The organism is Kribbella sp. NPDC002412, from assembly GCF_053592935.1.
The window spans coordinates 24,267-51,223 of sequence record NZ_JBSFBL010000055.1 but is presented as its reverse complement, the minus strand read 5'-3'; the positions used below and the strand labels follow the sequence as shown (position 1 = coordinate 51,223).

The following is a 26,957-nucleotide window of genomic DNA, read 5'->3' as shown; positions in this document are numbered from 1 at the left end:
CGCCGGAGTGGTCGGCCCACCGCCGACCGGTGGGCCGAGTCCGACGCACCTGATGCTGTCCGGCGCGGCCGCCGAGCAGGCCGCCGGGCTGTGGGCCGGGACCGCGGTCACGCCCATGGTGGTCGGCGCCGAACCAGGTGCGGCCAGCGCGGCCAAGTCGTCGTACGCGCTCTACAACAAGGGCAAGGCGGCGCTGGCCGTCCTCGCCTTTCAGTTGGCCGAGAAGCACGGCGTGACCGAGGCCCTGACCGCACAGCAGGTCCGCGGCGACGCCGGCTCGCTGAGCGACCCGGCTCTGCCCGATCAGCTCCGCCGCGTCGCCTGGCGCTGGGGTCCGGAGTTCGACGAGCTCGCGGAGACCCTGGACGAGGCCGGGCTCGAAGGCGACGCGGCCCGAGCGCTCCGCCAGGTCTGGACCAAGCTCACGTAGCCGGCGGGCCGTAGTCCCGGTAGACGTACGGCGGGATGCGCTCGATCACGCCCTGCATCGCCTCCAGGCGGGCCAGCACGTCGCGGACGACGAACGAGTTGTCGCCCCAGGAGACCAGCGCGTTGCCGGCGACCTGCCACTCCAGGCCGCCGTTGAACAGCATCCACTCCATCATCCGCGGCGTCAGGACCGCCGAGGCGAACCGGTCGTCCGCGCAGTCGACCCTGAACCTGTCGTTGAACGCCTGGTTCTCGAACTCCTGGTCACCGCCGGCGAGCCGCTGGAAAGCCGATTCCTTGGTCAGCGTCAGCGGTGGGAGCGGGACCGGCAGGTTGAGAGCGACCAGGTGCGCGATCCGCCGCTGGGGCTGACCGTTCGCCCCGCCGGTCGAGAAGGCGTAGTCCAGCACGCACATCCCGCGGCCGCGGAACTCCCCGGCGAACATCTCCCCGGGCTCGCCGTACGTGAACAACCGCGCGGCGACGTCGGTCAGCCACGGGTTGGGCGGCGCCAGGGTCCAGCCGGACTGCGCCGCCTCCGCCGCCCGCCGCCGCAGGGCCGCCGAGCCCTTGTTGTGGATCACGACGATCGACACGATCAGCAGCGTGATCAGCAGAAAGACGAACAGCAGGAGGAGCACCGGGGCCGCGAGCACGCGTGCACGCTAGCGAACCGCCGGGCCACCGAATTCCGGTATAGCCCGCTGGGGAAAATTCACCGTCCGGGCCCTCGTTTGCGCAGCCGAGGAACGGATTTCCTGTCCGGGCGGGGTGGTGGGTAGACTGTTTTGGTTGCCTCGGCGAGGGACGCCCCCCGAGAACTGTTGGGCGCGGCTCCGTGATCGACGCGGTGGTTCGTTGCCTGACGCCTTCTCCGGGGTCACAAGGCGCCCGCTGAGGCCGCAGCCGAGTTCCACCTAGACAACAGATCACCGCAACGCACTGAGGAGTTCATCTCGTGGCCGAGGTCAAGATCCAAGCCGAATCGCGCACGGAGTTCGGCAAGGGTGCTGCCCGCCGAATCCGCCGGGACAACAAGGTTCCCGCAGTCCTGTACGGCCACGGCAGTGACCCGGTGCACATCACGCTGCCCGGTCACGACACCATGCTGGCCCTGAAGACCGCCAACGCCCTGCTGCTGATCGAGGTCGCCGGTGGCGAGAGCCACCTGGCGCTGCCGAAGCAGGTTCAGCGCGACCCGCTGAAGGGCTTCATCGAGCACGTCGACCTGGTGATCGTGAAGCGCGGCGAGAAGGTCCAGGTGGACATCGCCGTTCACGTCGAGGGCGAGGCCGTCAGCGACACCCTGGTCGTGCTGGAGCACCCGACCATCCTGGTCGAGGCCGAGGCGACCCACATTCCGGACGGCGTCACCGTCTCCGTCGAGGGCCTCGAGGTCGGCGCGCAGGTGCACGCCTCCGACATCCAGCTGCCGAGCGGCACCACCCTGGCCATCGAGCCGGACACCCTCATCGTGAACGTGACCGCCCAGCAGACCGCCGAGCAGCTCGAGGCCGAGCTGTCCGACGCCGAGGCCGAGGCCGGGATCGAGCGGGACGAGAAGACCGAGGAGGCTCCGGCCGAGGAGCCGGTGGCCGCCGCCGCGGAGTAGTCTCCTCAGCGCAGCAGAACCTTCAGGAGGGCCGGGATCCGTGGCGGACGACGTGTGGTTGGTCGTCGGACTGGGGAATCCCGGCCCTTCCTATGCCCGCACCCGGCACAACGTCGGCCACCTGGTCGCCGACGAGCTGGCCGCGCGTGCCGGCGGCAAGTGGAAGCAGCACAAGCAGGTCCGGGCCGAGGTGATCGAGACCCGGATCAGCGGCATCCGGACCGTGCTGGCCAAGCCGCGCTCGTACATGAACGAGTCCGGCGGCCCGGTGTCCGGGCTGCTGAAGTTCTTCAAGATCGAGCCCACCGGCCTGGTCGTGGTGCACGACGAGCTGGACATCGACTTCGGCGTGCTGCGGGCCAAGTTCGGCGGCGGCGACAACGGCCACAACGGGCTGAAGTCGCTGCGGAAGTCGCTTGGCACCGGTGAGTACTATCGAGTCCGGTTCGGTGTGGGTCGTCCGCCGGGCCGGCAGAACCCCGCCGACTTCGTCCTGAACGAGTTCTCCTCGACCGAGCGCAAGGACCTGCCGTTCGCGGTGGACCGTACGGCGGACGCGGTCGAGTCACTGCTGACCGACGGCCTCGAAGCAACCCAAGGGAAGTACAACTCGTGAAACTGGGCGGCCTGGTAGACACCCTGGTCACCGATCCGGTGGTGGCCGAGGCCGTTCGCGACGCCAAGACCGACACCGTCACCACTCTCGACCTGAGCGCGCCCGGCCCGATCCGCCCGGTCCTGCTCGCGGCGCTGGCCTCCGAGCAGAACGGCGCCGACCGGCCGGTGCTCGCGGTCACCGCGACCTTCCGCGAGGCCGAGGAGCTCACCGAGGCCTTGCAGTGCCTGGTGGACCCGGCGACCGTCGCGTACTACCCGGCCTGGGAGACGCTGCCGCACGAGCGGCTCTCGCCCCGGTCCGACACAGTCGGCCGACGGCTCGCCGTACTGCGCCGTCTGGTGCACCCGGACCCGTCGGACGAGACGACCGGGCCGATCAAGATCCTGGTCGCGCCGGTGCGATCCGTGCTGCAGCCGCAGGTCGCCGGCCTGGCCGACCTCAAGCCGGTGCAGCTGCACGTCGGCGACACGGTCGAGCTCGAGGAAGTCGTCGAGGCGCTCGCCGGGGCGGCGTACCACCGGGTCGACCTGGTCGAGCGCCGCGGTGAGTTCGCGGTCCGCGGCGGCATCATCGACGTGTTCCCGCCGACCGAGGAGCACCCGCTGCGGGTCGACTTCTTCGGCGACGACGTCGAGGAGATCCGGTACTTCGCGGTCGCCGACCAGCGCTCGCTGGAGATCGCCGAGCACGGCCTGTGGGCTCCGCCGTGCCGCGAGCTGCTGCTGACCGACGAGGTGCGGTCGCGCGCCGCCGTACTGGCGAAGGAGCACCCGGAGCTCGCCGAGCTGTTCGAGAAGCTGGCTGAAGGCCATGCCGTCGAGGGCATGGAGTCGCTGGCGCCGGTGCTGGTCGACGAAATGGAGCTGCTGGTCGACCTGATGCCGGCCGGCACGCACGTCGTCGTCAGCGACCCGGAGCGCGTGCGCGCTCGGGCGCACGACCTGGTCGCGACCAGCCAGGAGTTCCTGGAGGCGTCCTGGGCGGCCGCTGCCGGTGGTGGCGAGGCGCCGATCGACCTGGGCGCGGCGGCGTACATGTCACTCGGCGATGTCCGGTCGCATGCGCTGAGCAACGGCCTGGCCTGGTGGAGCATGTCGCCGTTCGCGGCGGCGCCCACGGACGGCCCGGAGCTGCGCGACTCGATGGGTGAGCGGGTCGCTTTCGACATCGACACCGAGGCCGGCGCGGTCCGGACCCGGGCCATCGCGGCGCACGAGGTCGACCCGTACCGCGGTGAGACCGCGGCCGCGGTCGAGGACATCCGTGGCTGGCTGCGGGACGGCTGGCGCGTCGTCTGCGTCACCGAGGGCCACGGTCCGGCGCAGCGCCTGGCCGAGGTGTTCTCCGAGGCCGAGCTGCCGGCCCGTGCGGTCGAAGGGATCGAGCAGATCCCCGAGCCGGGCGTCGTCCTGATCTCGCAGGGCCAGCTCGACCACGGGTTCATTGCCGACGGCATCAAGCTCGCGGTGCTCACCGAGAACGACCTCGCCGGTCAGCGGTCGGCGGCCGAACGCCGTTCGCAGCAACGGATGCCGAGCCGGCGGAAGAAGACCATCGACCCGCTCGAGCTGCAGCCCGGCGACTTCGTCGTGCACGAGCAGCACGGCGTCGGCCGGTACGTCGAGATGATGCAGCGGACCGTCGGCAGCGGGGCGCAGAAGGCCACCCGCGAGTACGTCGTCATCGAGTTCGCCCCGGGCAAGCGCGGCCAGCCCGGCGACCGCCTGTACGTGCCGACCGACCAGCTCGACCAGGTCACCCGGTACGTCGGCGGCGAGCAGCCGACCCTGGACAAGATGGGCGGCGCCGACTGGGCCAAGCGCAAGGGCCGCGCCCGCAAGGCGGTCCGGCAGATCGCCGGCGAGCTGATCAAGCTGTACGCCGCCCGCCAGGCGACCAAGGGGCACGCGTTCGCCGTCGACACCCCGTGGCAGCGCGAGCTCGAGGACGCGTTCCCGTTCGTGGAGACGCCGGACCAGCTGGCCACCATCGACGATGTGAAGCGCGACATGGAGCGCGTCATCCCGATGGACCGGATCGTCTGCGGCGACGTCGGCTACGGCAAGACCGAGATCGCCGTCCGGGCCGCCTTCAAGGCCGTGCAGGACGGCAAGCAGGTCGCCGTACTCGTGCCGACGACGCTGCTGGTCCAGCAGCACTACGCGACCTTCGCCGAGCGGTACGCCGCCTTCCCGGTGAACGTGGCGCCGCTGTCGCGGTTCCAGACCGACAAGGAGGCCAAGGCCGCCATGGACGGGCTGGCCGACGGGACCGTGGACGTCGTGATCGGCACCCACCGGCTGCTGTCCGGCGAGGTGCAGTTCAAGGACCTCGGCCTGGTGATCGTCGACGAGGAGCAGCGGTTCGGCGTCGAGCACAAGGAGCAGCTGAAGCGGTTGCGGACGGCGGTCGACGTACTGACGATGTCGGCGACGCCGATCCCGCGGACGCTGGAGATGTCGATCACCGGCATCCGGGAGATGTCCACGATCGCCACCCCGCCGGAGGAGCGGCACCCGGTGCTGACCTTCGTCGGCGCCTACGAGGAAGGCCAGATCACCGCCGCGATCCGGCGCGAGCTGCTCCGCGAGGGGCAGGTCTTCGTCGTGCACAACCGGGTGAACACGATCGAGAAGGCGGCCGCCCGGATCCGCCAGCTGGTCCCCGAGGCGCGGGTGAGCGTCGCGCACGGCCAGATGAACGAGCACACGCTCGAGCAGGTCATCCAGGACTTCTGGGAGAAGCGCTCCGACGTGATCGTCTGCACGACGATCGTCGAGTCCGGGATCGACATCTCGAACGCGAACACGATGATCGTCGAGCGCTCCGACCTGCTCGGCCTGTCCCAGCTGCACCAGCTCCGCGGCCGCGTCGGCCGGGGCCGGGAGCGCGCGTACGCGTACTTCTTCTTCCCGCCGGAGAAGCCGCTGACCGAGACCGCCCACGACCGGCTGGCCACCATCGCCCAGCACGCCGACCTCGGCGGCGGTATGGCGGTCGCGATGAAGGACCTGGAGATCCGCGGCGCGGGCAACCTGCTCGGCGGCGAGCAGTCCGGGCACATCGCCGACGTCGGCTTCGACCTGTACGTCCGGCTGGTCGGCGAGGCGGTCGCGGAGTACCGCGGCGACACCCAGGCCGAGGAGCCCGAGGTCAAGATCGAGCTGCCGATCGACGCGCACCTGCCGCACGACTACATCCCGTCGCAGCGGCTGCGGCTGGAGATGTACCAGCGGCTGGCCGCCGTACGCGACGAGGACGGTATCGCCGAGCTGGTCGAGGAGCTGCACGACCGGTACGGCGACATCCCGCAGCCGGTGCTGAACCTGGTCGAGGTGGCGAAGTTCCGCAATCACGCCCGCCGGGCGGGGCTGCACGACGTGACGCTGCAGGGCAACCTGATCCGGTTCGGGCCGGTCGAGCTGCCCGACTCGAAGGTGCTGCGGCTGAACAGGCTGTACCCGAAGAGTCTGGTCAAGCCGCAACTGCGTACCATCCTGGTGCCGAGACCTGCCACCCGGCCGGTCGCCGGCCAGCCGCTCCGCGACCAGGAGCTGCTGCAGTGGTGCACCCGGCTGATCGACGACGTGATCGCCGAGCCGGTCGGGGCCTCGGTGTAGTTTCGACGGACAGAGCGAGGAGACTTTCGGTGAGCAGAGGGCGACGGCTTCGGGCCATCGGTGCGGCAGTGGCGTCGGTGCTGCTGGTCGGCGGCTGCGCGGCGGGCACGCACCCGGGTGCGGCGGCCGTGGTCGGCAAGACCGAGATCACCGTCGGCGACGTCGACGAGACCTCGCGTGCGGTCAGCTCGGCGCTCGGCCAGCAGTTCAGCACCGCGGTGGCGCTGAGCGAGCTGGTGAACAACGCGCTGGTGTCGCAGGTCAGCCGGCAGCGGTCGATCAGCGTCAGCGATGCCGAGACGGCCGAGGCGGCCAAGCTGGTGGTCAACGACCCGACCGCGTTCGCGAAGTTCGAGGCGGACCCGGTGGCGCGCGGCTTCCTGCACCAGGTGGCCGCGTCCGCGGTCGCCACCATCAAGCTGGGCGGTGGCAGCGGCGTCAAGGACCCGAACGTGCAGCAGGCGCAGCAGGCCGGGATCCAGCTGGTCAAGGAAGCCTCCAAGGACATGAAGGTCGAGATCTCGCCGCGCTTCGGCCAGTGGACCGACGGGGCGATCGACAACAAGGTCTCCGGCTCGCTGTCCGAGGAGTCCGCCCAGGCCAAGGCCAAGCGCGAAGCCGCCGAGAACGCCCAGCAGGGCCAGGGCTGAGGCCACTGCATGCCTGGTGACACCACGGGCGGCGCAATCAAGGTCGTCCTGACCAGCCCCCGAGTAGCCCCAGGCCTCCTGACTCACGCAGCCTGGCAAGCCTTCGCCGGCGCCGACAGCATCGGCGCGGCCGACCTGCGGCCGGATGTGCAGGCCTTGGTTGGCTCCGGTCTTGTGGTCACACAAGTTGATGGTGGAGTTGCCGAGCACTGGGCCTGGCTCAGCGACGCGGCGGCTGCGGGTCGCCAGGTTGCCTGGCTGGTCGGGGAGGACGGCGAGCCCGGCCTGCTGCGGGTGGTGGCTGATCAGGTGAGTCGCGAGCCGCGGCCGCCGTACGCCGTGGAGATCCTGCACGGCTCGTACGACGTACCGGGCGCGCGGCTGATCGACCTCGTGCGGGTGATGGACCGGCTGCGCCGGAACTGCCCGTGGGACCAGGAGCAGACCCACGAGAGCCTGGCGAAGTACCTGCTCGAGGAGACCTACGAGACCCTCGAAGCCATCGACACCGGCGACCGCGCCCACCTCCGCGAGGAGCTCGGCGACCTCCTCCTCCAGGTCGCCTTCCACTCCCGCATCGCCGAGGAGCACCCGGACGAGGGCTACTCGATCGACGACGTGGCCGGCGACATCGTCGAGAAACTGATCCGCCGCCACCCGCACGTGTTCGGCACGGTCGACGCAGCCGACGCCGCCGCCGTCGAGGCGAACTGGGAGACCATCAAGGCCGCGGAGAAGCAGCGCACCTCGGTCCTCGAAGGCATTCCGAGCGCCCTCCCGGCTCTTGCACTCGCCGACAAGGTGCTCGGCCGCGCCGCCAAGCTCCTGCCGGCCGACGTCCAGCCGACCGAGCCCACGGACGACACCGAGCGGATCGGTCAGGAGCTCCTGGCGCTGGTCCGCGAGTCCCGCACGCTGGGCGTCGACGCCGAGCAGGCCCTGCGCACCACCATTCACCACCTGGCCCAGGAGATCCGCACGGCCGAATCCGCCGGCTGAAAACCCCGTGCGAGCCCGGCTGCCGAGCTGGCAGGGTGTGGCGGGTGGAGATTGCCGAGCTGCTCGCGGAGCGCTGGTCCCGGAAGCCGACGAGCGTCGCGCAGTTGCCCGGCGGGATGGGGTCGACGACATGGCTCGCTGAAGGCGATGGCTGGCGAGTTGTCGTCAAGGCGGTCGGCGCGCGTGACGAGGGCTTCGGGCCCGGGCTCGAACTTGCGGCCCGGCTTGCCGACGCTGGGTTCGTGACCGGCCGGCCGGTGCCCAGCAACGCGCGACGCCTGGTCGAGGCAGACGACGACCGATTGGTCGGCGTCCTCGAGTTCGTCGACGGCGTGCCGCTGACGGACGCAGATGCCGCCGCGGTCGGCGAGATGCTGGGGCGGGTCCATCAGGCGAGCCGGACGGCCGCGGGCGAGGTCGCCGACTGGCTTCGGTTCCTGCAGTTCTTCGAGCCGTGGCTGGACCTCGAGGAGTGGATCCGGCCGGCCGTCGAGGGCGCGATGGACGGCGTACGGCGGCTCGGTCAGCTGACCTGGGGTGGGTTGCACGGGGACCCGTCGCCCGAGGCGTTCATGCGCCAGGCCGACGGCACCATCGCGTTGATCGACTGGGGTGCGGCGATGCACGGGCCGGTCCTGTACGACCTGGCCTCCGCCGTCATGTACGTCGGCGGGCCCGATGTCGTCGTACCGGCGTACCTGCAGGCGCGACCGGAGTTGCGGGGTGAGGTCGAGGGCGGACTCGACGCGTTTCTGCAGGTCCGGTACGCCCTCCAGGCCGGGTATTTCGCGTGGCGGTGTTCAAAGGACATCCGCACCGGGATCGCCGACCCGGCCGAGAACCGTAAGGGGCTCGCGGACGCCCGGCGTGGCTTCGGCGTCTAGGTCGCGGCGGATCGCGGCCTCGGTGGCGGGCCAGTTCTTGAACAGGTAGCGGTGCGGCACCACCGGCGTGATGGCGGCGATCACGTCCGGCTTGTCGTCGACGAAGTACGTGATGCCGAGGTCGGCGCAGTGGATCGCCTTCTGCGGTCGCTGAAGGCAGAAGCGGACGTTGCCCTCGGCAATCCCGGTCAGCTCGAAGAAGCGGTGGTGCCGCAACCACTCCAGCGACCGCTGCTGCACCCGCGGCCCGCACTTCGAGACCAGCCAGGTGTCCGCGAACAACGGCACCAGCCGCGCGATCGCCTCGAAAGCCCCCGGCACGGCGGGGGTCCGCAGCATGGCCGCGGTGTCGCCGGAGAAGAACGACGTGTCACCGGTCCCCGAGGATCCGTCGATGATCACCCGGCCGATGTCGATTCCCAATCTGTTCATGTCACCAGGCTGACCGCGCCAGCTCTTCAGCAGAACTAATAATCATCCGGCCAGCTATAGTTTCTGTCGATGGAACTGGTCGCGGAGGATCTGGAAGCGTTCGCGGTGTTCGCGCAGCACCGGAACTTCACCCGCGCGGCCGAGGAGCTGCACGTCAGCCAGCCCGCCCTCCACACCCGCATCCGCAAACTCGAAGGACGCCTCGGCAGGCCGCTCTACGCCAAACAGGGCCGGATCCTGCAGCTCACCGAGGCCGGCGAGCGGTTGGCCGCGTTTCGCGAACGACACCCGCGACCGGGCCGCCGACTTCCTCGACACCCTGGACGCCGCCCCGCCGCGGCCGCTCGTCCTCATCGCGGGATCGGGCAGCTACCTCTATCTGCTCGGCGATCCCATCCGCCGCTACCTGGCGAAGGGCCGCGAACTGCGGCTGCAGACCGGTGACGCCGCCGAGACCCTCCAGGCGGTGCGCGAGGGCGCGGCCGATCTCGGAGTCACCGCGCTCACCGTGCCGCCCGACGACCTCGAGTGCACGCTGCTGGCGCAGTACCCGCAGACCCTGATCACGCGGTCGGATCACCGCTTGGCCGACCGGCGGAGCGTGCGGCTGAAGGAGCTGCAGGACGAGGCGCTCGTCGTACCGCCGAAGGGGCGTCCGCATCGGCAGCAGCTGGAGCGGAGCATGCTGGACCAAGGCATCCGGTGGTCCGTCGCGGTGGAGGCGGAGGGGTGGGAACTGCTGGTCCACTTCGTCCGTCTAGGAGTAGGTCCGGCCGTGGTCAACGGGTCCGTTCGTACGACGGGCGCCGTACGGAAGATCCCGGTCAAGGACCTGCCGCCGGTGCGGTACTACGTCGTCACGCGAGCCGACCGTGGCGACCGGGTGGAGGAGCTGAAGGGGATGCTGCTGTGAGCAGGGACAGCCGGAGGATCTCCAGGCTGCTCAGGCACACAGCAGGTGAGCGCGGCCTCACGATGAGTGCGGACGGCTGGGCCGCGATCTCCGACGTCCTGCATCTGCTGGGGATGGAGCGCGCAGATCTCGACGCGGCCGTCGAGCTGAACGACAAGCAGCGGCTGCAGGTCGACGGCGAGCGGATCCGGGCGTGTCAGGGGCACTCGCTCGACGGGATGCCGGTGACCCGTGAAGCCTTGGAGAACAGTTGGGAACGGGTGTACCCCGACCACCTGCTCTGGCACGGGACGCAGCGGCAAGCCCTGGCCGCGATCCGGCGGGACGGCTTGCTGCCGGGACGGCGTACTCATGTCCATCTGGCGCCGTCCAAGGACAGTCATGTCGGCCGGCGATCGGCTGTGGAAGTCTTGCTGGGTGTGGATCCCGGCAATCTCGCCGTCTATCGGGCTCCCAACGGAGTGTTACTGACCCGCTTCGTGCCACCGGATGCGATTGTGGAGGCCGACCCTGACCAGGGCGGTGGGTTCGGCTAGGCGAGGACACAGTCCACCTGCCCGCTGGTCTGCCAGCTAGGCTCAGAACCGATTCGTCATCGAGAACTTGGGAGTCAATGTGGCCACCATCGAGGCCGTCGGCGCCCGCGAGATCCTCGACTCGCGCGGCAACCCCACTGTCGAGGTCGAGGTTCTCCTCGACGACGACACCGTCGCCCGGGCCGCAGTGCCGTCGGGCGCGTCCACCGGCCAGTTCGAGGCCGTCGAGCTCCGCGACGGCGACAAGGCCCGGTACGGCGGCAAGGGTGTCCAGAAGGCCGTCACGGCCATCCTGGAGGACATCGACAAGGAGATCGTCGGGTACGACGTCCACGAGCAGCGGCTGATCGACCAGGCCCTCCTCGATCTGGACGGCACCCCGAACAAGGCCAAGCTGGGCGCGAACGCCATCCTCGGCGTCAGCCTCGCCGTCGCCAAGGCGGCCGCGGACTCGGCCGGCCTGCCGCTGTTCCGCTACGTCGGCGGCCCGAACGCGCACGTCCTGCCGGTGCCGATGATGAACATCCTCAACGGCGGCGCGCACGCGGACAGCAACGTCGACGTGCAGGAGTTCATGATCGCCCCGATCGGCGCGCCGACGTACGCCGAGGCCGTCATGCAGGGCGCCGGCGTCTACCACGCGCTGAAGGCGGTGCTGAAGGAGCGCGGCCTGTCCACCGGCCTCGGCGACGAGGGCGGTTTCGCGCCGAACCTGGCCAGCAACCGCGAGGCGCTGGACCTGATCGTGATCGCGATCGAGAAGGCCGGCCTGCAGCTCGGCACCGACATCGCGCTGGCGATGGACGTGGCCGCGAGCGAGTTCCACACCGACGGCGTCTACGCGTTCGAGGGCGGCAAGAAGTCGGCCGACGAGATGATCGCGTACTACGCCGACCTGGTCGCGTCGTACCCGATCGTCTCGATCGAGGACCCGCTGAACGAGGAGGACTGGGACGGCTGGAAGGCCATCACCACCGAGCTCGGGGCCAAGACCCAGCTCGTCGGCGACGACCTGTTCGTCACCAACGTCGAGCGGCTGCAGCGCGGCATCACCGAGAAGGCCGCGAACTCGCTGCTGGTGAAGGTGAACCAGATCGGCTCGCTGACCGAGACCCTGGACGCGGTCGACCTGGCCCACCGCAGCGGCTTCACCTGCATGATGAGCCACCGCTCCGGCGAGACCGAGGACACCACCATCGCCGACCTCGCGGTCGCGACGAACTGCGGCCAGATCAAGTCCGGCGCCCCGGCCCGGTCCGACCGGACCGCGAAGTACAACCAGCTGCTCCGGATCGAGGAGGAGCTCGACGACGCGGCGAAGTACGCCGGCCGCTCGGCCTTCCCGCGGTTCAAGGGCTGACCTGACGTGCCGCCCCGTCGGGAATCCGGTTCGCGCCCCGGCTCGCGTCCGTCGAGCCGTACCCAGTCGCGTCCACCGGCCCGGCGGGGCGACCAGCCCAAACGCCGTACGACAGGAACCACGCCCGGTCCGGCCCGGACCCGCGGCTCCCGCAACCTCACCGGCCGGGCGGCCGTCGTGCTGCTCGTCCTCGGCGCGCTGATCGTGTCGTACGCGCAGAGCCTGCGGGTGTGGTTCGACCAGCACCAGCAGATCACCGCGCTGCAGCAGGAGATCCGCGACCGGGAGAAGCGGGTCGCCGAGCTGAACGACGAGATCGCCCGCTGGGACGACGACGCGTACGTGAAGGCGCAGGCGCGGCAGCGGCTCGGCTGGGTGATGCCGGGCGAGGTCGGCTACCGGGTGATCGGCGCGGACGGCAAGCCGGTCGGCGCGCCGCCGGAGCCCGCGGCCCCCTCGGACGGTACGGCGGAACCGGAGAAGCCGACCTGGTACACCAAGCTGTGGGGGAGTGTCGAGGGCGCCGGCAAGCCCACGACCCCGGTGAGGCCGACCCCGGCCAAGCCGACCCCGAAACCCATCCTCACCCCGTCGCCGAAGGCAACCCGTTGAGCGTCAGCCCAGAAGACATCGAGGCGATCGGCAAGCAGCTCGGCCGGACCCCACGCGGGATCCGCTCGATCGCCCACCGCTGCACCTGCGGCCTCCCCGACGTGGTCGAAACCGAGCCGCGGTTGCCGGACGGCACCCCGTTCCCCACCACGTACTACGTGACCTGCCCCCGCCTCGCCTCCGCCATCGGCACCCTCGAGGCGGAGGGCCTGATGAAGGAGATGACCGAACGCCTGGCCTCGGACGAGGACCTGGCCAAGTCGTACCGCGCGGCTCACGACTCCTACCTGGCCCACCGCGAATCCATCGAACACGTAGAAGAAATCGCCGGCATCTCAGCCGGCGGCATGCCCACCCGAGTCAAATGCCTCCACGTCCTAGCCGGCCACTCCCTGGCCACCGGCCCCGGCACCAACCCCCTAGGCGACGAAACCCTAGAAGCCCTAGAAGACTGGGGCCGCCGAGGCCCGTGTGTCTGAGCGGGTCGCCGCGATCGACTGCGGCACAAACTCTCTTCGCCTTTTGATCGCCGACCTCGTCGATGGTGAGCTTCACGAGGTGGATCGGCGGATGACGATCGTGCGGCTCGGGCAGGGGGTGGATGCGACTGGTGCTTTCGCGGCTGAGGCGTTGGAGCGGGTGTTTGCGGCTTCTGATGAGTTTGCCGGGGTGATTCAGGCGGCGGGGGCGGCGCGGACCCGGTTTGTGGCGACGTCGGCGGCGCGGGATGTGAGCAACCGGGACGAGTTCTTCGCGGGGATCTCCCAGCGCTTCGGCGTCGAGCCCGACATCATCTCCGGCGCCGAGGAAGCCGAGCTCACCTTCCGCGGCGCGACCGAAGCCCTCGACGTCCCAGGCCCGTACCTGGTGGCCGACATCGGCGGCGGCTCCACAGAATTGGTCCTCGGCGACACCTCCGGCGTGCTCGCAGCCGAATCCCTCGACATCGGCTCGGTCCGCCTCACCGAACGCCACGTCAGATCCGACCCAATTACCCCCGCCGAGCTCGCCGCCATCACCAAAGACGTGGACGCCCTGCTCGACGCCACCTCAGTGCCGATCAACCAGGCAAGAACGCTGGTAGGCGTCGCCGGCACCGTCACCACAGTCGCCGCCGTCGCGTTCAACCTTCCCGAGTACGACCGCTCGCGCATCCACCACGCCCGCATCTCCGGAGCAGACCTCCGCGCCACCACCGCCTGGCTGACGGACTCCGCCCGCGCCGAGCGTTCCGCCGTACGGTCGATTCACCCCGGACGCGTGGACGTGATCGGCGCCGGAGCGCTCATCCTGCAGCGGCTGTACGACCGGATGGCCGTGGACGAGGTGCTGGTGTCCGAGCACGACATCCTGGACGGCGTCGCACTCTCCATCGCCTAGCGGACGCGGATCCCGTCCAACGCGATCGCCAGCACCCGATCGCGCTGCGCCTCGTCGACGAAACTCCCAGCGGTCAGCCCGCTGACCATCCGCAGTACGTCGTCGAAGTTCACGTCGGCGCGGGCGTCGCCGGACTTCTGCGCCTGCTCGAACAACGGTGTGCCGGCCGCGTACATCGCCTCGCGGGCCGCCTTGAAGCTCTCCGACTCGCGGTTCAGCGACTCCCAGATCGCCCGCTTGGTCGCGGCGTACCCGACGAACCGGCGCAGCCAGGTGGTCAGCGCCTCCCACGGCGGCAGGCCCGCGACCTCCTCCGCGGCGATGCACAGCTCCTCGATCTCGCCGAAGTAGACCGCGTTGAGCAGGTCCTGCCGGGTCGGGAAGTTGCGGTAGAGCGTGCCGATGCCGACCCCGGCCTGGCGAGCGATCTCCTCGAGCGACGCCTCGACGCCCTTGGCCGCGAACGCGTCCCGGGCGGCGGCGAGCAGCGCGTCGAAGTTCCGCCGCGCGTCGGCCCGCTGCGGGCGCCGTACGTCGACCTGCAACGCCGGCCTGGTCTGATCCACACTGCACCCTATCGACTTGGAACCGGAGGCATGCCTCCGTTATAGTGGAGGCATACCTCGACTTTACCAGGCCGGGGATTCGCACGCCGCGCTCGCGGCGGACGCACACCTCTTCGAAGGACTTCTGCATGCCTGGAAATGGCACTTCCGCACGGCTCACGCTGGCCGTGCTGGCGACCGTCGTGGCCGCGTTCTCGATGTTGCAGTCGCTGGTCAGCCCGGCCCTCCCGGTCATCCAGCGCGACCTGGGTACGACGGCGAGCACCGTCACCTGGGTGTTCACCGCACTGCTCCTGTCGGTCTCGGTGGCGACCCCACTGCTCGGCCGGATCGGTGACATGGTCGGCAAGGAACGCACCCTGCTGATCGCCTTGGCTGCGCTCGCGGTCGGCTGCCTGATCGCAGCGGTCGCCCCGAACATCGGCGTACTGATCGGAGGCCGGGTGGTGCAGGGCCTCGGCGGGGCGGTGTTCCCGTTGGCGTTCGGCATCATCCGGGACGAGTTCCCGTCCGAGCGGGTGCCGTCGGTGGTCGGCGTACTGTCCGCTGTCATCGCGGTCGGCGGCGGGCTCGGGATCGTGCTGGCCGGCCCGATCGTCGAGGCGCTCGGGTGGCGCTGGCTGTTCTGGATCCCGCTGGTCGTGATCACCGTGGCCGGTGTGCTGGTTCGCTTCTGCATTCCGAAGTCGCCGCAGCGCGTGCCGGGCCGGATCGACTGGCTGGCGGCCGCGTTGCTGTCGGGTTGGCTCGTCGCCCTGCTGCTGCCGTTGAGCGCCGGCCGGTCCTGGGGCTGGAGCTCATTGTTGACAATCGGATTGTTTGCGGCGGCCGCCGTACTGCTGGTCGCGTGGATCACCGTCGAGCTCCGGTCGCGGAACCCGTTGATCGACATGCGGATGATGCGGCTGCCGGCGGTCTGGACGACGAACCTGGTGGCGCTGCTGTTCGGTGCTGCGATGTTCGCGGTGTACGCGTTCGTGCCGCAGTTCATGCAGATCCCGACGGTCGCCGGGTTCGGGTTCGGCTCGAGTGTCACCCAGGCCGGGCTGCTGATGCTGCCGATGCTGGTGACGATGGCGATCAGCGGTTCGCTGAGCGGGCCGATCGCGCCGTGGTTCAGCGTCAAGGCGCAGGTGGTGTGGGGCTCGGCGCTCAGTCTGGTCGCGTCCGTGGCCTTCGCCGAGTTCCACGACCGGCCGTGGCAGGTGGCACTGTCGACCGCGCTGTTCGGCCTCGGACTCGGGTTGGCCTACGCGTCGATGACCAGCCTGATCGTGCAGAACGTGCCGCGCGAGCAGACCGGCGCCGCAACCGGCATGAACGCCAACATCCGCACCATCGGCGGTTCGATCGGTACGGCGATTGCCAGCTCGATCATCACGGGTCACCTGCAAGCCAGCGGGCTCCCCGCCGAGTCCGGCTTCACCGACACGTTCCTTCTCCTGGCTGCCTTCTGCGCGGTCGCCGTACTGCTGGCGTTGGCGATCCCGGCCGCCCGCCGGGCGCAGCATGCTGCTCCCGCCGAGCCCGTCCTAGAGGAGCTTGTCAGCTGACTCGAGAATGCGGTCCCAGGGCAACGATCGCCCGTCCTCGGACCGCGGCTCGAGCAACTCCCACTCCACCAGCACGACGCCCGCCGACCTGAGGGCGTCCAGGTGACCGGCCCACGCGGGATGCCTCGCGTGGGCCGCGTTCACCCTGGGGAAGATGCGGCCGTGGCTCGTCTGGTCGCCGAGGGTGCGACCGCACCGGCTCGACTCCGCCGGCTGCCGATGCGACGACTCCTACGACGCTCATGACTTTAGTCTGAGGGGATGAAGCTGCCGCATCCGTTGACGGGCGAGTTGTTCGAGAGCCCGGTCCCGCCCGGTACGGGGTGGCCGGACGATCCCGCCGTACGACGTACTCCGGTGGCGGCCGACGCTGCAGCGGTGGAGCGGCTGGCACGGACGGATGATCTGGCCGAGCTCGAGGCGCGCGTGTCGGTGTGCCGCGCCTGCCCGCGGTTGGTGGAGTGGCGGGAAGACGTTGCCTTAGGCAAGCGGAAGTCGTTCGCGGACCAGCCCTACTGGGGCCGCCCGATCGCCGGCTGGGGCGCCGCCGAGCCACGGATCCTGATCGCCGGCCTCGCCCCGGCGGCGCACGGCGGCAACCGTACTGGCCGCGTCTTCACCGGCGACCGCTCCGGCGACTGGCTGTTCGCCGCCCTCCACCGCGTCGGCCTCGCCAACCAGCCCACCAGCGAACACGCCGGCGACGGCCTCCATCTCATCGCCACCCGCATGATCGCCGCCGTCCGCTGCGCCCCACCCGCGAACAAACCCACCCCCACCGAACGCGACACCTGCGCCCCCTGGTTCCGCCGCGAACTCGAGCTCGCCCTCCCCACCACCCGAGCCATCATCTGCCTGGGCAAGTTCGGCTACGACGCCCTCCTGACCGCCCTGGCCGCAACCGGCGCTCCCGTCCCCAAACCCCGCCCACCCTTCGGCCACGCCGTAGAACACCAAATCGGCCCAGTCACCGTCCTAGGCTGCTACCACCCCAGCCAACAAAACACCTTCACCGGCAAACTAACCGCCCCCATGCTCGACACAGTCCTCACCCGAGCAAAATCCATCGCCGGCATCCCCTGACTTACTGAAACGATGCGCGGATCCTGTCGATCAAGCCGAACGACGCCGCGCTCACCTACTGGGGATCCTTGGCGCATCCGGCGCGCGGGTCCCGGACAATGCCAGCGCCCGGCACGCAGCCCCGGACAACGCTAGGCACCCGGCGTCGCGGGTGCCGCGACATCACCGGGCATCCGGCGCACAGCTTCGGAGCGTCAGCGGTTCCTTCACTGCACCAAGCACGAGAGGGCTCACTCGGCGCGCGAGTGCGACATGCAGTGCGGTCGGTCGCGCGGTAGCGCGCAGGCCGGGCGATAGCCCCGAAGTCAGCGCGCAGGCTGGGCCGCAGCCCGGACGTCGTGGGCGACCAGCCTGCAGACGCCGACGACAGCAGGCAAGGAAGGTACCGGGGATAAGCCGGGGGGCGGGTGGGAGCGCGCTTGAGGAGCGGAGCGACGAGAGAGGGGCTGCGGAGCACCCGTGGGGTGGGCGTGATCGTGATGTGTGACACGGCGCGTCACAGGGGGGAGGGCTGCGGGGTCGTACGTATGACCGCGGATTGCGGCCGGCGTGGAGGAGGACCAAGGAGGTCGGGCCATGCACCGTCCATGGAGCAACCTGCGAGCAAGGGTGTTCCCCGATCATTGGTCGCTGCTGTTCGGCCAGATCGCCTTCTACAGCTTCGTCATGATCGTGTTCAGCGGCGTCTTCCTGACCGTGTACTACGAACCGTCGGTCGATCACGTTGTGTACGACGGACCGTACGCACCGCTGAACGGCGTAGGGATGTCCCGGGCACTGGATTCGGTCATGGCGATCACCTTCGAGGTCCGCGGTGGCCTGCTGATCCGTCAGATCCACCACTGGTCCACGCTGATCATGGTCGCGGCGATCACGCTGCACCTGTTGCGGCTGTTCTTCACCGGCGGGTTCCGTCGGCCACGTCGCCTGAACTGGCTCGTTGTCTTCGGGCTGCTCATCGTCACGCTGGGCGCAGCCCTCACCGGCACATCACTCCCGGACGACATGGCGTCCGGCATGAGCCTCGCCGTACTCGACGGTGTTCTGCAGGCCACTCCGCTCGTCGGCACAGCCCTTGCGGCCCTGCTGTTCGGGGGAGACTTCCCGGGCGATGTGATCTCGTGGTTCTACCCGTTGCACGTCGTCGTACTGCCCGCCGTGCTTGTCCTCCTCTTCGTTGCCGGCGCAGTCCTCGCGCTCAAGCGCCAGCCCGCACAGCGCACCGGGCCCGGGCGAACCGAAGACAACGTGGTGGGACGCCCGGCGACTGTGGCCGCGGTCAAGAGCATCGGCCTGTTCTGCTTCGTCGCAGGGGTCGTCATCCTCATGGCCGCGACGGCAACCATCAACCCGGTGTGGCTGTACGGCCCCGCGGATCCCGCGAACGCCTCAGCCGGCGTCGGCCCAGCGTGGTACCTCGCGTTCCTCGACGGCTCGCTCCGCCTGGCACCAGGCTGGGAATTCGTCCTGTGGGGCAAGACCTACACCGTGGCCGTACTGCTCCCGGTCGCGATCTGCACGCTGTTCCTAGCGCTCCTGGCCCTCTACCCGTTCATCGAGGAGCGACTGACCCGCGACCGGAGGCAGCACCACCTCCTCGAACGCCCGCGCCACAACCCGACCCGAACCGGCATCGGCGTAGCCGGAATGACCTTCTACGGCGTCCTCTGGGCCGCAGCCGCCGCCGACACCATGGCCGTCCTCTTCCACCTCTCCGTCAACGCGCTCATCCACGCCTTCCAGATCCTCCTGATCCTCGGCCCACCCGCCGCATTCATGATCACCCGCCGCATCTGCGTCGGCCTGCAGGCAAGCGACGCCCAGATCGCAACCCACGGCATCGAAACCGGCCAAGTAATCCGTCTCCCAAGTGGCGGGTACGTCGAGACGCACCGCCCGGTCGACGCATACCGCCGCTGGCGCCTCCTGGGCCCATCCGCGAAAACCCACGCGTTGACCGCCCAAACCACCCCCACGCCGAGCGACGCAGACAACGAAGGCACCGAACGACCGGCGTGACGAGCGCGCTCACCAGTCCCAACGATCGCGAAGATCTGAGCGCCTCATTGCGGGCTTGCCCTGTAGTGTCGCGCCGTGTGTTGTTCAGGTCGCCGCTGAGCTAGCCGGGAGTCGTGTATGGGTGCGTCCGAGTGGAGATACTTCGTCCCTTACCAGGAGGATCTCAGCCAAGCTCTGCAGGACCTGCGGCAGCAGGTATTCACCACTGGCGAGTACTGGTGGTACGGCGACAGCGAATACTTCACGCCCGCCAACCGCCCACCCCGGCCGACGCGGCTGGAAGACCTGTTCGAAGACGAGTACGTGCGCGAGGAGGGAACGCATTCCATCCTTGACGTCCTCCGAGTGGTCGACCCCGACCAACCGCGAGACTGGTACGACCAAGGCACGATCATCCCAGCCACCGCCGATGAGGTCCGAGCCGCAATCGGCACGGATCGACCAACCCGAGCCGACATTACCGAGCTTGACGACAAGCTCCCTCGAGCCCGCTGGGTCGGCCGCTGCGCCATCCTCCACGACGACCGCGGCACCCCCACCGAACTAACCTTCTGGGGCCACTCCGGCGACTAGCCAGTCCCGTGCCGTGCGGAAACAGCACGCACGCGAGGCGGCCGGCGAGGGCCCGGGACAACGCTGCCGGTTGCAATTGCCAGCTGAACTGGTGGATCCGATGACACGCATCATCGGCCACTGCCGGGGACACGACCGGGGCAGACGCGGGGCGCACCGTGGTCGGGTTCGAATCCGGCTCACCCCCTTCGGACCGGGCCGACCGCTCAGGCCCTATCGAGCAGGAAGCGCGACCACGAGAGGTGCCCACTCGCAGCCAGTTCGCGGGGCGGTCGGTCGCGCGGTTGCGCGCGGGCGGGGCGGCAGCCCGTAGACGCCAGCGATAGCCGGTGAGGAGGGTACCGGCGACAAGCCGGGGGTGGGTTGGGAACTGGCGTAGCGGGTTGTGCGGGACGACTCCACGGGCGGGCGCGTTGAGGAGCGGAGCGACGAAGAGGACGAAGAGAGCGTCTGCGGAGACCCGTGGGTCGACTGCGCGTGCCCGGGACGGGATTCGAACCCGTATGCCCTTCGGTCGCGAGGTTAAGTCTGACTTGGCGGTGTTCAGGTCGACGCGCATGTGTTCGGATCGCCTTGATCGCTCGGAACTCAACCAGCGGCGCCGATCCAAGAGGGGTGATCCAACGGACCCTGAAGGCCCGGTCCGGGGGAAATTCAGCCCAACGCCCGAAGAGGATACGGCTCAAGCGTTGATGCAGTGGCTCGACGAGACCCGACCCGAACACGGGCAGCATTCGCATTCTCAACGACCACAAGTCCGTCGTGGTCTATTGGAAAGGTGATCCCCGGGCGATCTGCGGCAGTTCGCGGCGAGTCAGCCAGTGCCGGTGACCATCCGGGAGGCCACCTACAGCCGAGTCGAGCTTGTGACCGCCGCCAGATCGCTGGTCGACGCCAACAAGGGAGTCATGACTTCGGCCGGGCCGAACCATGACTTCTCGGCGGTGGCGATCACGCTCAGCTCCAAGGCGCCGGAGACGGCGACGGCGTCGGTGAAGGCGCAGAGCCCGGTGCCAATAGAGTTCCGCGGGGTTCCGGACATCGTGCCGGCCACCCATGCCCCCAGAAGGAACGCCCGCCGACCCAGCGCTGACAGTTCCGTGTCATACGGCGACGATGATGTTGGAGCAGGGGGTCGATATCCGATTCGTGCAGGAGATTCTCGGGGCAAAATCGGGAAGGCCCGGTGGGCGTCATCACCGAGGTAGCGGCAACCACTAGTGCAATCGTCGGGTCTGCTGAAGCCTGTGGCTTACATTTCTGATGCGGCATCTAAGTAAATCGGAACGGGATGTGCCCGGGACGGGATGCGAACTCGTAGGCCTTTCGGCCGCGAGGTTTGAGTTCGACCAGCCTCTGTCCAGCGAGGTTCGTCACGGTCCGCACCGCGCTCGTCACCTGGTTGTTGTATCCCCCGGAACGTGCGCGAATCGGGGTGAACTGCAACTACCGGTGCAACTACGACCACGGACTGCCTACTTCAAACCCATGGCGTCGGTCAGCTCGTCTGGAGTCGCCGGCGTCGCCCCGGATCAGCCCTGGTTCCCTCAGCCAGGCGCGAGTAACGTCACAACCGCCCGGCGCACAGAGCTCCATCTCGCAAGAGGGGGCATGGAATGCTTCGTCGCCTGCTACTGATGGTCGGCCTGCTGATCGCGGGCCTGTTGTTCACCGGAGCGCCCGCGTTCGGCGCGCCACCGGTCACCGAGACCACCACCCAGAAGAACCTCGTCGAGACCTTCGTCGATGTGATTCCCGATCCCATCTGCTCGGGCGAAGGACCGCTCTACACGATCACCACCACCACCAACCTGATAGTGCACACGACCACCTTCGATGACGGCCGCGTGCACGAAACCTTCACCCAGACCGGCACCTTCGTCGCGGTGCCGCTCGAGGACCCGACCCTGCCGAGCTACACCGGCAAGGTCACGATCTGGGGAGGCTTCAACGCCAACGGGGCGACCGTGAACGGCACGTTCACGTTCAACCTCCACGCCACCGGCTCGGACGGGTCAACGATCCGCACCAACCAAGTCGATCACTTCAACGTCCGGCCCGACGGCACGGTCAACGAGTTCTTCCACTGTCACTAGGTCTTCCTGGGGAACTCACCCCGCCAGCTCCCGCGCCGGGCGCTGGCGGTGGGCATGACGAAAAAGCTACGACAGCAATGGGAAGGAGGCAGTGCCATGCGCAGGATGCTGATCGCGGGCGTCGTGTCGACGATCGCCCTTATTGGGACAGCAGTGCCGGCGGCTGCGCAACCGCAGCAAAAGTCCCCCGAGGAGTGGGTCTGCGATGGCGAAGACACGCTGATCGTCACCGCGGGCCGCAACGGCTGGATCGATGACACCAAATACCACGCCGTGACGTTCTCCATTGAGGGGACCTTCACGCCGACTGGTGGAACACCCGAACCGTTCAGTGAGTCCAAGACCTGGGCCGGGGGCAAGGACGCCAACAGCCCGGACCTCATCACTTGCACCTCAAACGTCTCCGAAACCGACGAGACTGGGACCTTCGAGGCACACTTCGAGGTCACGGCAGTTCCGGTCGGCTGAGCTTAGAGGTCGCGCGGAACGCTTGAGACCGAGTCGGCGGATGAAGGCCTTGACGCGTAAGTGTCAAAGTGCAGCAGTACTCCGCATCGCCAACATGCAAGGTACGAACCGGCGGCGAGTGGGTCTTTCGAAAGCCCAAGGGCAAGAAGGTACGTTAGGTCCCCATTCCTGCTCCATTGGTCGAGCAGCTTCGGGCCCACCGCGTTACCCAAGCCACTGAGCGTTTGGCGGCCGGCGCCTCGTGGGAGGACTGGGACCTTGTCTTCGCGGATCGGCACGGCAGGCCGATCAACCCACGGCGTGACTGGGCCGAGTTCAAGGCAATGCTCTCGCTTAGTGGTGTGCGGGACGCGAGGCATCACGATGCCCGCCACACCGCCGCGACGTTGCTCCTGGAACAAGGAGTTGACATCAGCGTGCTTCAAGAGATCCTCGGGCACTCTTCGCTCGCGGTGACAAAGCGCTACGCGCAGGTGCGAGACAAGCTGACACGGGACGCGGCTGAGCGTGTGGGTAAGGCGTTGTGGTCGTGACGGCGGCTGCAACTGACTGTGCAACTACTGCAGGGGTTGATAAGTCTCCGCTTATGTCACAGCGTGATATTCGCAGGTCAGCGTGGGGTGTGCCCGGGACGGGATTCGAACCCGTATGCCTTTCGGCCGCGAGGTTTAAGCTCGCTGCGTCTGCCGTTCCGCCACCCGGGCTGTGCGGCAAGCACTGACCATACAAGCTGAGTGAGCCCGATGGGGGTTCCGGCGGCAGCGGGGGCTTAGACGGCGGCAGCATGCGCCGACTACGCCGCCGTCGATAGAGCGAGCGGAGCGAGCGCGCCGCGAGCGGGGCGAGCAGATCTAGCGAGCTTCGCGAGCGGGAAGAGGGTGGGTGGGGCTGGCGGCGTAGTGCGCGACGCAGGAGCGCGCGTAGCAGGCGGCGAGGGGATACCCACGGTTCTATTTGTAGACCTTGCGGGGGTAGACGGCGTGGGCGCCGGCTACTCGGTCCAGGAAGAGTTTGCCGTTGCAGTGGTCTATTTCGTGTTGCAGGGCGCGGGCTTCGAAGGCGTCGGTGGTGATGGTGACCTGCTCCGTCGTACCGGGGAGGGTGCCGGTGACCGTGAGGCGGGTGGCGCGTTTGACGTCGCCGGTGAAGTCGGGGACGGACATGCAGCCTTCGCGGCCCTTCTCCTGCCGGGAAGCCTCGACGACGACCGCGTTGCAGAGGACGAAGACTCCGTGGCACGTTCGCGTCTTCGGGTGGTTGGTGACGTCGAGGGAGAACATCTGCGCCGCGACGCCCACTTGTGGTGCCGCGAGTCCGACGCAGCCGGGGGAGACGCGCATAGTGGCGACCAGGTCGGCGGCGAGCTGGATCATGGCGGGGTCGAGCGGGTCCACGGTCGCGCCCTCGGTGGCGAGGACGGGGTGCGGAGCACGCAGTACGTCGAGCACCGTGCCCTCGACACCGAGTTCCGCAGGGGACCAGGCGGCGATGACCGTCACAGCTCGTCGCTCTCCGCCGGGCGCAGGGTGACGCCGACGCCGAGCTCCTCGGCGGTGATCTCCAGGGCGCGGTTGAGCATCTCCAGCTCCGCGGTCAGCGGCAGCTCGACCTCGGCGGTCAGCACGTACAGCTCACCGGCCAGCCGCGTGGTCAGGTCGGTGATCGTGCCGCCCGCGGACGCGATCATCCGGGTCACCGCGGCCACGATCCCGGGCCGGTCGGCGCCGTGCACGCTGAGGATGTACGACGGTCCGATCGGTGCGTGCTCGTGTTCGGGGCCGACCTTGCGGACCGTGATCACGAGCTCGCCGCGCAGCGGTTCGACCGCGGTCTTGACCTCCTCGAACGGCCCGGAGCAGACGATCATCATCGCGAAGTGGCCGCGCAGCAGCGTCATCGTGGAGTCCTCGAGGTTGACTCCGGTCCCGGCCAGGGCCTCGGTGACGTCCGCGATGATGCCCGGGCGGTCGGGGCCGATGACGGTGACTGCGAGCTGACTCATGCCCGGCAACCTACCGCCCGACCTAAGTAGCCGATGACCCGACTTCGGTATCCGGACAGCCGCGAGAACGCCGGAGAGCGCTTACGCACCGCTACATTCGTGCCATGGCAGAGTCCAGGTCCGCACGTCCGCGCCGCAGCGCGCGGGACTGGGCCGTGGACTCGCTTGCCTTCGTGGTCGCGGTGTTCACCGGCTTCCTGCTGTACGACGAGGGCAGCAAGGACCCGATCAGCCCGAACCTGCTGGCGTTCGACTTCTACTTCGGGATGGCGCTCTGCCTGACCCTGTGGTTCCGGCGCCGCTGGCCGGTCCAACTCGCCCTGGTCGGCGCGGCCATCGGGACGTTCTCGGACACAGCCGGCGGTGCGACCCTGATCCTGATTCTGACCGTGGCCATCCACCGGCCGCTGAGAGTCTCGCTCGGGGTCTTCGTCGCCAACGCAGTGAGCCTGGTCATCTACCTCGACGTGCGGAACAAGCCGGACGACCCCGCGGCCGTCGCCATCGCGGCCGTGTCGTTCTACGTGGCGCTCGTCGTCTGGGGCCTCTACATCCGGTCCCGCCGTCAGCTCCTGCAGACGCTGCGCGACCGGGCCGACCGTGCCGAGATCGTCGCCAAGCTGCAGGCGGAGCAGGCCCAGCTGCGGGCGCGCGAGGAGATCGCCCGCGAGATGCACGACGTACTCGGCCACCGGCTGTCCCTGCTCAGCGTCCACGCCGGCGCTCTCGCTTACCGGCCCGACGCGTCGACCGAAGAGGTCGCCGGCGCCGCCGAGATCATCCGGGCCAGCGCGCACCAGGCGCTCCAGGATCTTCGCGAGGTGATCGGCGTACTGCGGGCGCCCGTCGGCGAGCTCCCGCAGCCGACGTTCGCCGATCTCCCGGTGCTCGTCGATGGCTCGCGAGAGGCCGGCCTTCCGGTCGAGCTCGTCCTGGACGCTCCTGGCGCGATGCCGGACCATGTCGGCCGTACGGCGTACCGCATCGTGCAGGAGGGTCTCACCAACGCCCTCAAGCACGCGCCCGGCGAGCCGGTGCAGATCAGCGTGACCGGTGCCCCAGGCAACGGCCTCGAGGTGGAAGTGCGCAACCCCGCCCCGAACCGCCGACGTGGAGACGGCAAGGGCTTGCTGGGCCTCACCGAACGCGCCGCGCTCGTCGACGGCCGGATCGAGCACGGCCGCACCCCCGACGGCGAATTCCGCCTCTTCGCTTGGCTACCGTGGCCCGCATGAACGAGCGGAGCGAGTTCATCATCAAGCACAGCCCATCTTGTGCCTCATCCGCGCCCGGAGCGAAGCGAGGACGTGGATGAGTATTCGGGTATTGATCGTCGACGACGATCCGCTGCTGCGCGCCGGTCTGAAGTTGATGCTCGGCGGCGCACCCGACATCCGCGTGGTCGGCGAGGCAGGCGACGGCAGCGGCGTCCAGGGGCTGATCGACCGGCTCGCGCCCGACGTCGTGCTGATGGACATCCGGATGCCCGGCACCGACGGCCTGACCGCGACCGAGGCGGTACGGCGTCGCCCGAACGCCCCCGAGATCGTCATCCTCACCACCTTCGACGCCGACGAACACGTGCTGCGTGCCCTCCGAGCCGGCGCCGCCGGGTTCGTGCTCAAGGACACCCCGCCCGCCGAGATCGTCGAGTCGGTACGGCGAGTGGCCGCCGGACAGCCCGTCTTGTCGCCGGCCGTGACCAAGCGCCTGATCACGAGGGTCGCGTCGTCCGGCACCGACCAGCGCAAGACCAAAGCTCTCGACCGGCTGGCGGAGCTGAACGACCGCGAGCGCGAGATCGCCGTGGCCGTCGGCGAGGGCAAGTCGAACGCCGAGATCAGCTCGACGCTCTATCTCAGCGTCCCGACGGTGAAGACGCACGTCTCCCGCATCCTCACCAAGCTCGACCTGAACAACCGCGTCCAGATCGCCCTCCTGGTGCACGACGCGGGCATGCTGCACGACTAACGCGGTGGGTGCAGGCTTTGCCAGAGCTCCCCGACGTCACCACGCTCCACCGACGCGCGGAAACGCCGTACGAACTTCTCCTCGGCCTCGGCGAGCGCGAGCTGGTACTCGTACTCGATCAGGTGGATCCACTCCACGTCGCCCCGCTGCTTGTCCCGCAGGTAGGCGATCCGCTCTTTCAACGCCTGCAGCCGCTCCCCGAGCAGCGTGACGACCTCGGCCGGCGGCAGTACGACGATCAACGCCAGCGCAGCCTCGAACCGCGGATACTCCTTCGCGGGTACGGCGACCAGCTCCCGCATCTCCCGCGTCAGCACCTCCCGACCGGCCGGTGTGAGCGCGTAGACGGTCCGCTCCGGCAGTTGCCCTGCCCGGCTGGTCTCCTGCGGCTCGATGTACCCGTCCCGGGTGAGCTGCTTCACCACCATGTAGAGCGAGGCATGCCGGTACCTGATGCTCTCCTGCTTGTTGCGGTTCTTCAGCAGCCGGCCGAGCTCGTACGGGTGCATCGGCCGTTCTTGCAGGAACGCGAGCACGACGAGGCCGAGCGGGTTGCTCACACCTGCCATGCTCGCCCTCC

The 26,957-nt window shown here is 69.0% G+C and carries 31 protein-coding genes and 1 tRNA gene; 23 read left to right on the top strand and 9 right to left on the bottom strand.

The features are described from left to right. A partial coding sequence (locus ACWCOV_RS33605; protein ID WP_449833379.1) for a DUF1932 domain-containing protein occupies positions 1 to 430 on the top strand: 430 nt, incomplete at its 5' end. On the opposite strand, the gene ACWCOV_RS33600 is transcribed toward ACWCOV_RS33605, so the two are convergent. Continuing rightward, positions 423 to 1,085, bottom strand: a complete 663-nt coding sequence (locus ACWCOV_RS33600) for a hypothetical protein (RefSeq protein WP_449833378.1) — start codon at positions 1,083 to 1,085, stop codon at positions 423 to 425. The two genes, ACWCOV_RS33605 and ACWCOV_RS33600, sit on opposite strands and share 8 nt — an antisense overlap. Before the next feature lie 302 nt (positions 1,086 to 1,387). Between ACWCOV_RS33600 and ACWCOV_RS33595 the strand changes: the two genes are divergently transcribed. From ACWCOV_RS33595 to ACWCOV_RS33570, 6 genes are read left to right on the top strand one after another with little or no spacing between them, the layout of a single operon-like run. Continuing rightward, entirely contained in the window at positions 1,388 to 2,041 is a 654-nt protein-coding gene (locus ACWCOV_RS33595; RefSeq protein WP_449833377.1) for a 50S ribosomal protein L25/general stress protein Ctc, read from the top strand. A 40-nt stretch (positions 2,042 to 2,081) separates the two neighbouring features. Then, complete coding sequence (gene pth, locus ACWCOV_RS33590; protein ID WP_449833376.1) at positions 2,082 to 2,657, top strand: aminoacyl-tRNA hydrolase; 576 nt, start codon at positions 2,082 to 2,084, stop codon at positions 2,655 to 2,657. Further along, positions 2,654 to 6,280 carry a transcription-repair coupling factor gene (mfd, locus tag ACWCOV_RS33585; RefSeq protein WP_449833375.1) on the top strand — a complete coding sequence of 1,209 codons (3,627 nt, stop codon included), beginning with the start codon at positions 2,654 to 2,656 and terminating at the stop codon, positions 6,278 to 6,280. The genes pth and mfd overlap by 4 nt, the downstream gene beginning before the upstream one ends. Before the next feature lie 29 nt (positions 6,281 to 6,309). Further along, complete coding sequence (locus ACWCOV_RS33580; protein WP_449833374.1) at positions 6,310 to 6,930, top strand: hypothetical protein; 621 nt, start codon at positions 6,310 to 6,312, stop codon at positions 6,928 to 6,930. 9 nt (positions 6,931 to 6,939) lie between these two features. Next, the gene (locus tag ACWCOV_RS33575) at positions 6,940 to 7,929 is read left to right on the top strand and encodes a MazG family protein (protein WP_449833373.1); all 990 of its coding nucleotides are present in this window, start codon (positions 6,940 to 6,942) and stop codon (positions 7,927 to 7,929) included. A gap of 44 nt (positions 7,930 to 7,973) precedes the next feature. Beyond that, positions 7,974 to 8,813, top strand: coding sequence for a phosphotransferase enzyme family protein (locus ACWCOV_RS33570; protein WP_449833372.1), 840 nt, complete (start codon positions 7,974 to 7,976; stop codon positions 8,811 to 8,813). Here ACWCOV_RS33570 and ACWCOV_RS33565 read toward each other — a convergent pair. Beyond that, positions 8,730 to 9,245 (bottom strand): hypothetical protein, encoded by a 516-nt coding sequence (locus ACWCOV_RS33565; RefSeq protein WP_449833371.1) that lies wholly within the window; start codon positions 9,243 to 9,245, stop codon positions 8,730 to 8,732. The two genes, ACWCOV_RS33570 and ACWCOV_RS33565, sit on opposite strands and share 84 nt — an antisense overlap. 69 nt (positions 9,246 to 9,314) lie before the next feature. Here ACWCOV_RS33565 and ACWCOV_RS33560 point away from each other — a divergent pair, with 69 nt between their 5' ends. The 7 genes from ACWCOV_RS33560 to ACWCOV_RS33530 all read left to right on the top strand — a co-directional run bounded on the left by ACWCOV_RS33560 (position 9,315) and on the right by ACWCOV_RS33530 (position 14,046). Continuing rightward, positions 9,315 to 9,689 carry a helix-turn-helix domain-containing protein gene (locus ACWCOV_RS33560; RefSeq protein ID WP_449833370.1) on the top strand — a complete coding sequence of 125 codons (375 nt, stop codon included), beginning with the start codon at positions 9,315 to 9,317 and terminating at the stop codon, positions 9,687 to 9,689. Next, positions 9,598 to 10,158, top strand: coding sequence for a LysR family transcriptional regulator substrate-binding protein (locus ACWCOV_RS33555; protein WP_449833380.1), 561 nt, complete (start codon positions 9,598 to 9,600; stop codon positions 10,156 to 10,158). The genes ACWCOV_RS33560 and ACWCOV_RS33555 overlap by 92 nt, the downstream gene beginning before the upstream one ends. Beyond that, complete coding sequence (locus ACWCOV_RS33550; protein ID WP_449833369.1) at positions 10,155 to 10,694, top strand: RNA 2'-phosphotransferase; 540 nt, start codon at positions 10,155 to 10,157, stop codon at positions 10,692 to 10,694. Before ACWCOV_RS33555 ends, ACWCOV_RS33550 begins: the two co-directional genes overlap by 4 nt. A 79-nt stretch (positions 10,695 to 10,773) precedes the next feature. After that, entirely contained in the window at positions 10,774 to 12,054 is a 1,281-nt protein-coding gene (gene eno, locus ACWCOV_RS33545) for a phosphopyruvate hydratase (protein ID WP_449833368.1), read from the top strand. Positions 12,055 to 12,060: 6 nt separating this feature from the next. Continuing rightward, complete coding sequence (locus tag ACWCOV_RS33540; protein ID WP_449833367.1) at positions 12,061 to 12,666, top strand: FtsB family cell division protein; 606 nt, start codon at positions 12,061 to 12,063, stop codon at positions 12,664 to 12,666. Then, positions 12,663 to 13,145: a DUF501 domain-containing protein gene (locus ACWCOV_RS33535; protein ID WP_449833366.1), complete on the top strand. Its 483-nt coding sequence runs from the start codon at positions 12,663 to 12,665 to the stop codon at positions 13,143 to 13,145. The genes ACWCOV_RS33540 and ACWCOV_RS33535 overlap by 4 nt, the downstream gene beginning before the upstream one ends. Continuing rightward, the gene (locus tag ACWCOV_RS33530) at positions 13,138 to 14,046 is read left to right on the top strand and encodes a Ppx/GppA phosphatase family protein (protein ID WP_449833365.1); all 909 of its coding nucleotides are present in this window, start codon (positions 13,138 to 13,140) and stop codon (positions 14,044 to 14,046) included. The genes ACWCOV_RS33535 and ACWCOV_RS33530 overlap by 8 nt, the downstream gene beginning before the upstream one ends. On the opposite strand, the gene ACWCOV_RS33525 is transcribed toward ACWCOV_RS33530, so the two are convergent. Beyond that, on the bottom strand, positions 14,043 to 14,612 hold the full coding sequence (locus ACWCOV_RS33525) for a TetR/AcrR family transcriptional regulator (protein WP_360536971.1): 570 nt from the start codon (positions 14,610 to 14,612) through the stop codon (positions 14,043 to 14,045). The two genes, ACWCOV_RS33530 and ACWCOV_RS33525, sit on opposite strands and share 4 nt — an antisense overlap. 128 nt (positions 14,613 to 14,740) lie before the next feature. Between ACWCOV_RS33525 and ACWCOV_RS33520 the strand changes: the two genes are divergently transcribed. Beyond that, positions 14,741 to 16,165 carry an MFS transporter gene (locus ACWCOV_RS33520; protein WP_449833364.1) on the top strand — a complete coding sequence of 475 codons (1,425 nt, stop codon included), beginning with the start codon at positions 14,741 to 14,743 and terminating at the stop codon, positions 16,163 to 16,165. Here the strand turns inward: ACWCOV_RS33520 and ACWCOV_RS33515 are convergent. After that, entirely contained in the window at positions 16,145 to 16,309 is a 165-nt protein-coding gene (locus ACWCOV_RS33515) for a hypothetical protein (protein ID WP_449833363.1), read from the bottom strand. The two genes, ACWCOV_RS33520 and ACWCOV_RS33515, sit on opposite strands and share 21 nt — an antisense overlap. A 117-nt stretch (positions 16,310 to 16,426) precedes the next feature. On the opposite strand from ACWCOV_RS33515, the gene ACWCOV_RS33510 reads away from it, so the two are divergent. The 3 genes from ACWCOV_RS33510 (at position 16,427) to ACWCOV_RS33500 (ending at position 19,840) form a co-directional block, all read left to right on the top strand. After that, a complete protein-coding gene (locus tag ACWCOV_RS33510) occupies positions 16,427 to 17,248 on the top strand; it encodes a uracil-DNA glycosylase (RefSeq protein WP_449833362.1) in 822 nt (273 codons plus the stop codon). Positions 17,249 to 17,824: 576 nt separating this feature from the next. Continuing rightward, positions 17,825 to 19,267: a cytochrome bc1 complex cytochrome b subunit gene (gene qcrB, locus ACWCOV_RS33505; RefSeq protein WP_449833361.1), complete on the top strand. Its 1,443-nt coding sequence runs from the start codon at positions 17,825 to 17,827 to the stop codon at positions 19,265 to 19,267. Positions 19,268 to 19,384: 117 nt separating this feature from the next. Beyond that, entirely contained in the window at positions 19,385 to 19,840 is a 456-nt protein-coding gene (locus tag ACWCOV_RS33500; RefSeq protein WP_449833360.1) for a hypothetical protein, read from the top strand. An 847-nt stretch (positions 19,841 to 20,687) separates the two neighbouring features. Here the strand turns inward: ACWCOV_RS33500 and ACWCOV_RS33495 are convergent. After that, on the bottom strand, positions 20,688 to 20,882 hold the full coding sequence (locus ACWCOV_RS33495; protein ID WP_449833359.1) for a hypothetical protein: 195 nt from the start codon (positions 20,880 to 20,882) through the stop codon (positions 20,688 to 20,690). A gap of 574 nt (positions 20,883 to 21,456) precedes the next feature. Between ACWCOV_RS33495 and ACWCOV_RS33490 the strand changes: the two genes are divergently transcribed. The 3 genes from ACWCOV_RS33490 to ACWCOV_RS33480 all read left to right on the top strand — a co-directional run bounded on the left by ACWCOV_RS33490 (position 21,457) and on the right by ACWCOV_RS33480 (position 22,937). Further along, positions 21,457 to 21,936 carry a hypothetical protein gene (locus ACWCOV_RS33490; RefSeq protein WP_449833358.1) on the top strand — a complete coding sequence of 160 codons (480 nt, stop codon included), beginning with the start codon at positions 21,457 to 21,459 and terminating at the stop codon, positions 21,934 to 21,936. A gap of 96 nt (positions 21,937 to 22,032) precedes the next feature. Continuing rightward, positions 22,033 to 22,404: a hypothetical protein gene (locus tag ACWCOV_RS33485; RefSeq protein ID WP_449833357.1), complete on the top strand. Its 372-nt coding sequence runs from the start codon at positions 22,033 to 22,035 to the stop codon at positions 22,402 to 22,404. Between the two features lie 176 nt (positions 22,405 to 22,580). Further along, positions 22,581 to 22,937, top strand: a complete 357-nt coding sequence (locus ACWCOV_RS33480; protein ID WP_449833356.1) for a tyrosine-type recombinase/integrase — start codon at positions 22,581 to 22,583, stop codon at positions 22,935 to 22,937. Positions 22,938 to 23,027: 90 nt separating this feature from the next. On the opposite strand, the gene ACWCOV_RS33475 is transcribed toward ACWCOV_RS33480, so the two are convergent. The 3 genes from ACWCOV_RS33475 to ACWCOV_RS33465 form a co-directional block, all read right to left on the bottom strand. Beyond that, positions 23,028 to 23,108 (bottom strand) — tRNA-Leu (locus tag ACWCOV_RS33475). Positions 23,109 to 23,354: 246 nt separating this feature from the next. Next, complete coding sequence (gene def / locus ACWCOV_RS33470) at positions 23,355 to 23,903, bottom strand: peptide deformylase (protein WP_449833355.1); 549 nt, start codon at positions 23,901 to 23,903, stop codon at positions 23,355 to 23,357. Continuing rightward, positions 23,900 to 24,406, bottom strand: coding sequence for a glycine cleavage system protein R (locus ACWCOV_RS33465; RefSeq protein WP_449833354.1), 507 nt, complete (start codon positions 24,404 to 24,406; stop codon positions 23,900 to 23,902). The genes def and ACWCOV_RS33465 overlap by 4 nt, the downstream gene beginning before the upstream one ends. Positions 24,407 to 24,510: 104 nt before the next feature. On the opposite strand from ACWCOV_RS33465, the gene ACWCOV_RS33460 reads away from it, so the two are divergent. Then, complete coding sequence (locus ACWCOV_RS33460; protein WP_449833353.1) at positions 24,511 to 25,641, top strand: sensor histidine kinase; 1,131 nt, start codon at positions 24,511 to 24,513, stop codon at positions 25,639 to 25,641. A gap of 76 nt (positions 25,642 to 25,717) precedes the next feature. Beyond that, positions 25,718 to 26,377, top strand: coding sequence for a response regulator (locus ACWCOV_RS33455; protein WP_449833352.1), 660 nt, complete (start codon positions 25,718 to 25,720; stop codon positions 26,375 to 26,377). On the opposite strand, the gene ACWCOV_RS33450 is transcribed toward ACWCOV_RS33455, so the two are convergent. Beyond that, on the bottom strand, positions 26,374 to 26,946 hold the full coding sequence (locus tag ACWCOV_RS33450) for a PadR family transcriptional regulator (protein WP_449833351.1): 573 nt from the start codon (positions 26,944 to 26,946) through the stop codon (positions 26,374 to 26,376). The two genes, ACWCOV_RS33455 and ACWCOV_RS33450, sit on opposite strands and share 4 nt — an antisense overlap. Positions 26,947 to 26,957 lie beyond the last annotated feature (11 nt).

Coding starts and splice junctions, on each gene's coding strand:
- ACWCOV_RS33575 (WP_449833373.1), top strand. CDS start 6,940: ATGCCTGGTGACACCACGGGCGGCGCAATCAAGGTCGTCCTGACCAGC.
- ACWCOV_RS33565 (WP_449833371.1), bottom strand. CDS start 9,245: ATGAACAGATTGGGAATCGACATCGGCCGGGTGATCATCGACGGATCC.
- ACWCOV_RS33560 (WP_449833370.1), top strand. CDS start 9,315: ATGGAACTGGTCGCGGAGGATCTGGAAGCGTTCGCGGTGTTCGCGCAG.
- ACWCOV_RS33520 (WP_449833364.1), top strand. CDS start 14,741: ATGCCTGGAAATGGCACTTCCGCACGGCTCACGCTGGCCGTGCTGGCG.
- ACWCOV_RS33510 (WP_449833362.1), top strand. CDS start 16,427: ATGAAGCTGCCGCATCCGTTGACGGGCGAGTTGTTCGAGAGCCCGGTC.
- qcrB (WP_449833361.1), top strand. CDS start 17,825: ATGCACCGTCCATGGAGCAACCTGCGAGCAAGGGTGTTCCCCGATCAT.
- ACWCOV_RS33500 (WP_449833360.1), top strand. CDS start 19,385: ATGGGTGCGTCCGAGTGGAGATACTTCGTCCCTTACCAGGAGGATCTC.
- ACWCOV_RS33495 (WP_449833359.1), bottom strand. CDS start 20,882: ATGTCCGGAACCCCGCGGAACTCTATTGGCACCGGGCTCTGCGCCTTC.
- ACWCOV_RS33490 (WP_449833358.1), top strand. CDS start 21,457: ATGCTTCGTCGCCTGCTACTGATGGTCGGCCTGCTGATCGCGGGCCTG.
- ACWCOV_RS33485 (WP_449833357.1), top strand. CDS start 22,033: ATGCGCAGGATGCTGATCGCGGGCGTCGTGTCGACGATCGCCCTTATT.
- ACWCOV_RS33465 (WP_449833354.1), bottom strand. CDS start 24,406: ATGAGTCAGCTCGCAGTCACCGTCATCGGCCCCGACCGCCCGGGCATC.
- ACWCOV_RS33460 (WP_449833353.1), top strand. CDS start 24,511: ATGGCAGAGTCCAGGTCCGCACGTCCGCGCCGCAGCGCGCGGGACTGG.
- ACWCOV_RS33455 (WP_449833352.1), top strand. CDS start 25,718: ATGAGTATTCGGGTATTGATCGTCGACGACGATCCGCTGCTGCGCGCC.
- ACWCOV_RS33450 (WP_449833351.1), bottom strand. CDS start 26,946: ATGGCAGGTGTGAGCAACCCGCTCGGCCTCGTCGTGCTCGCGTTCCTG.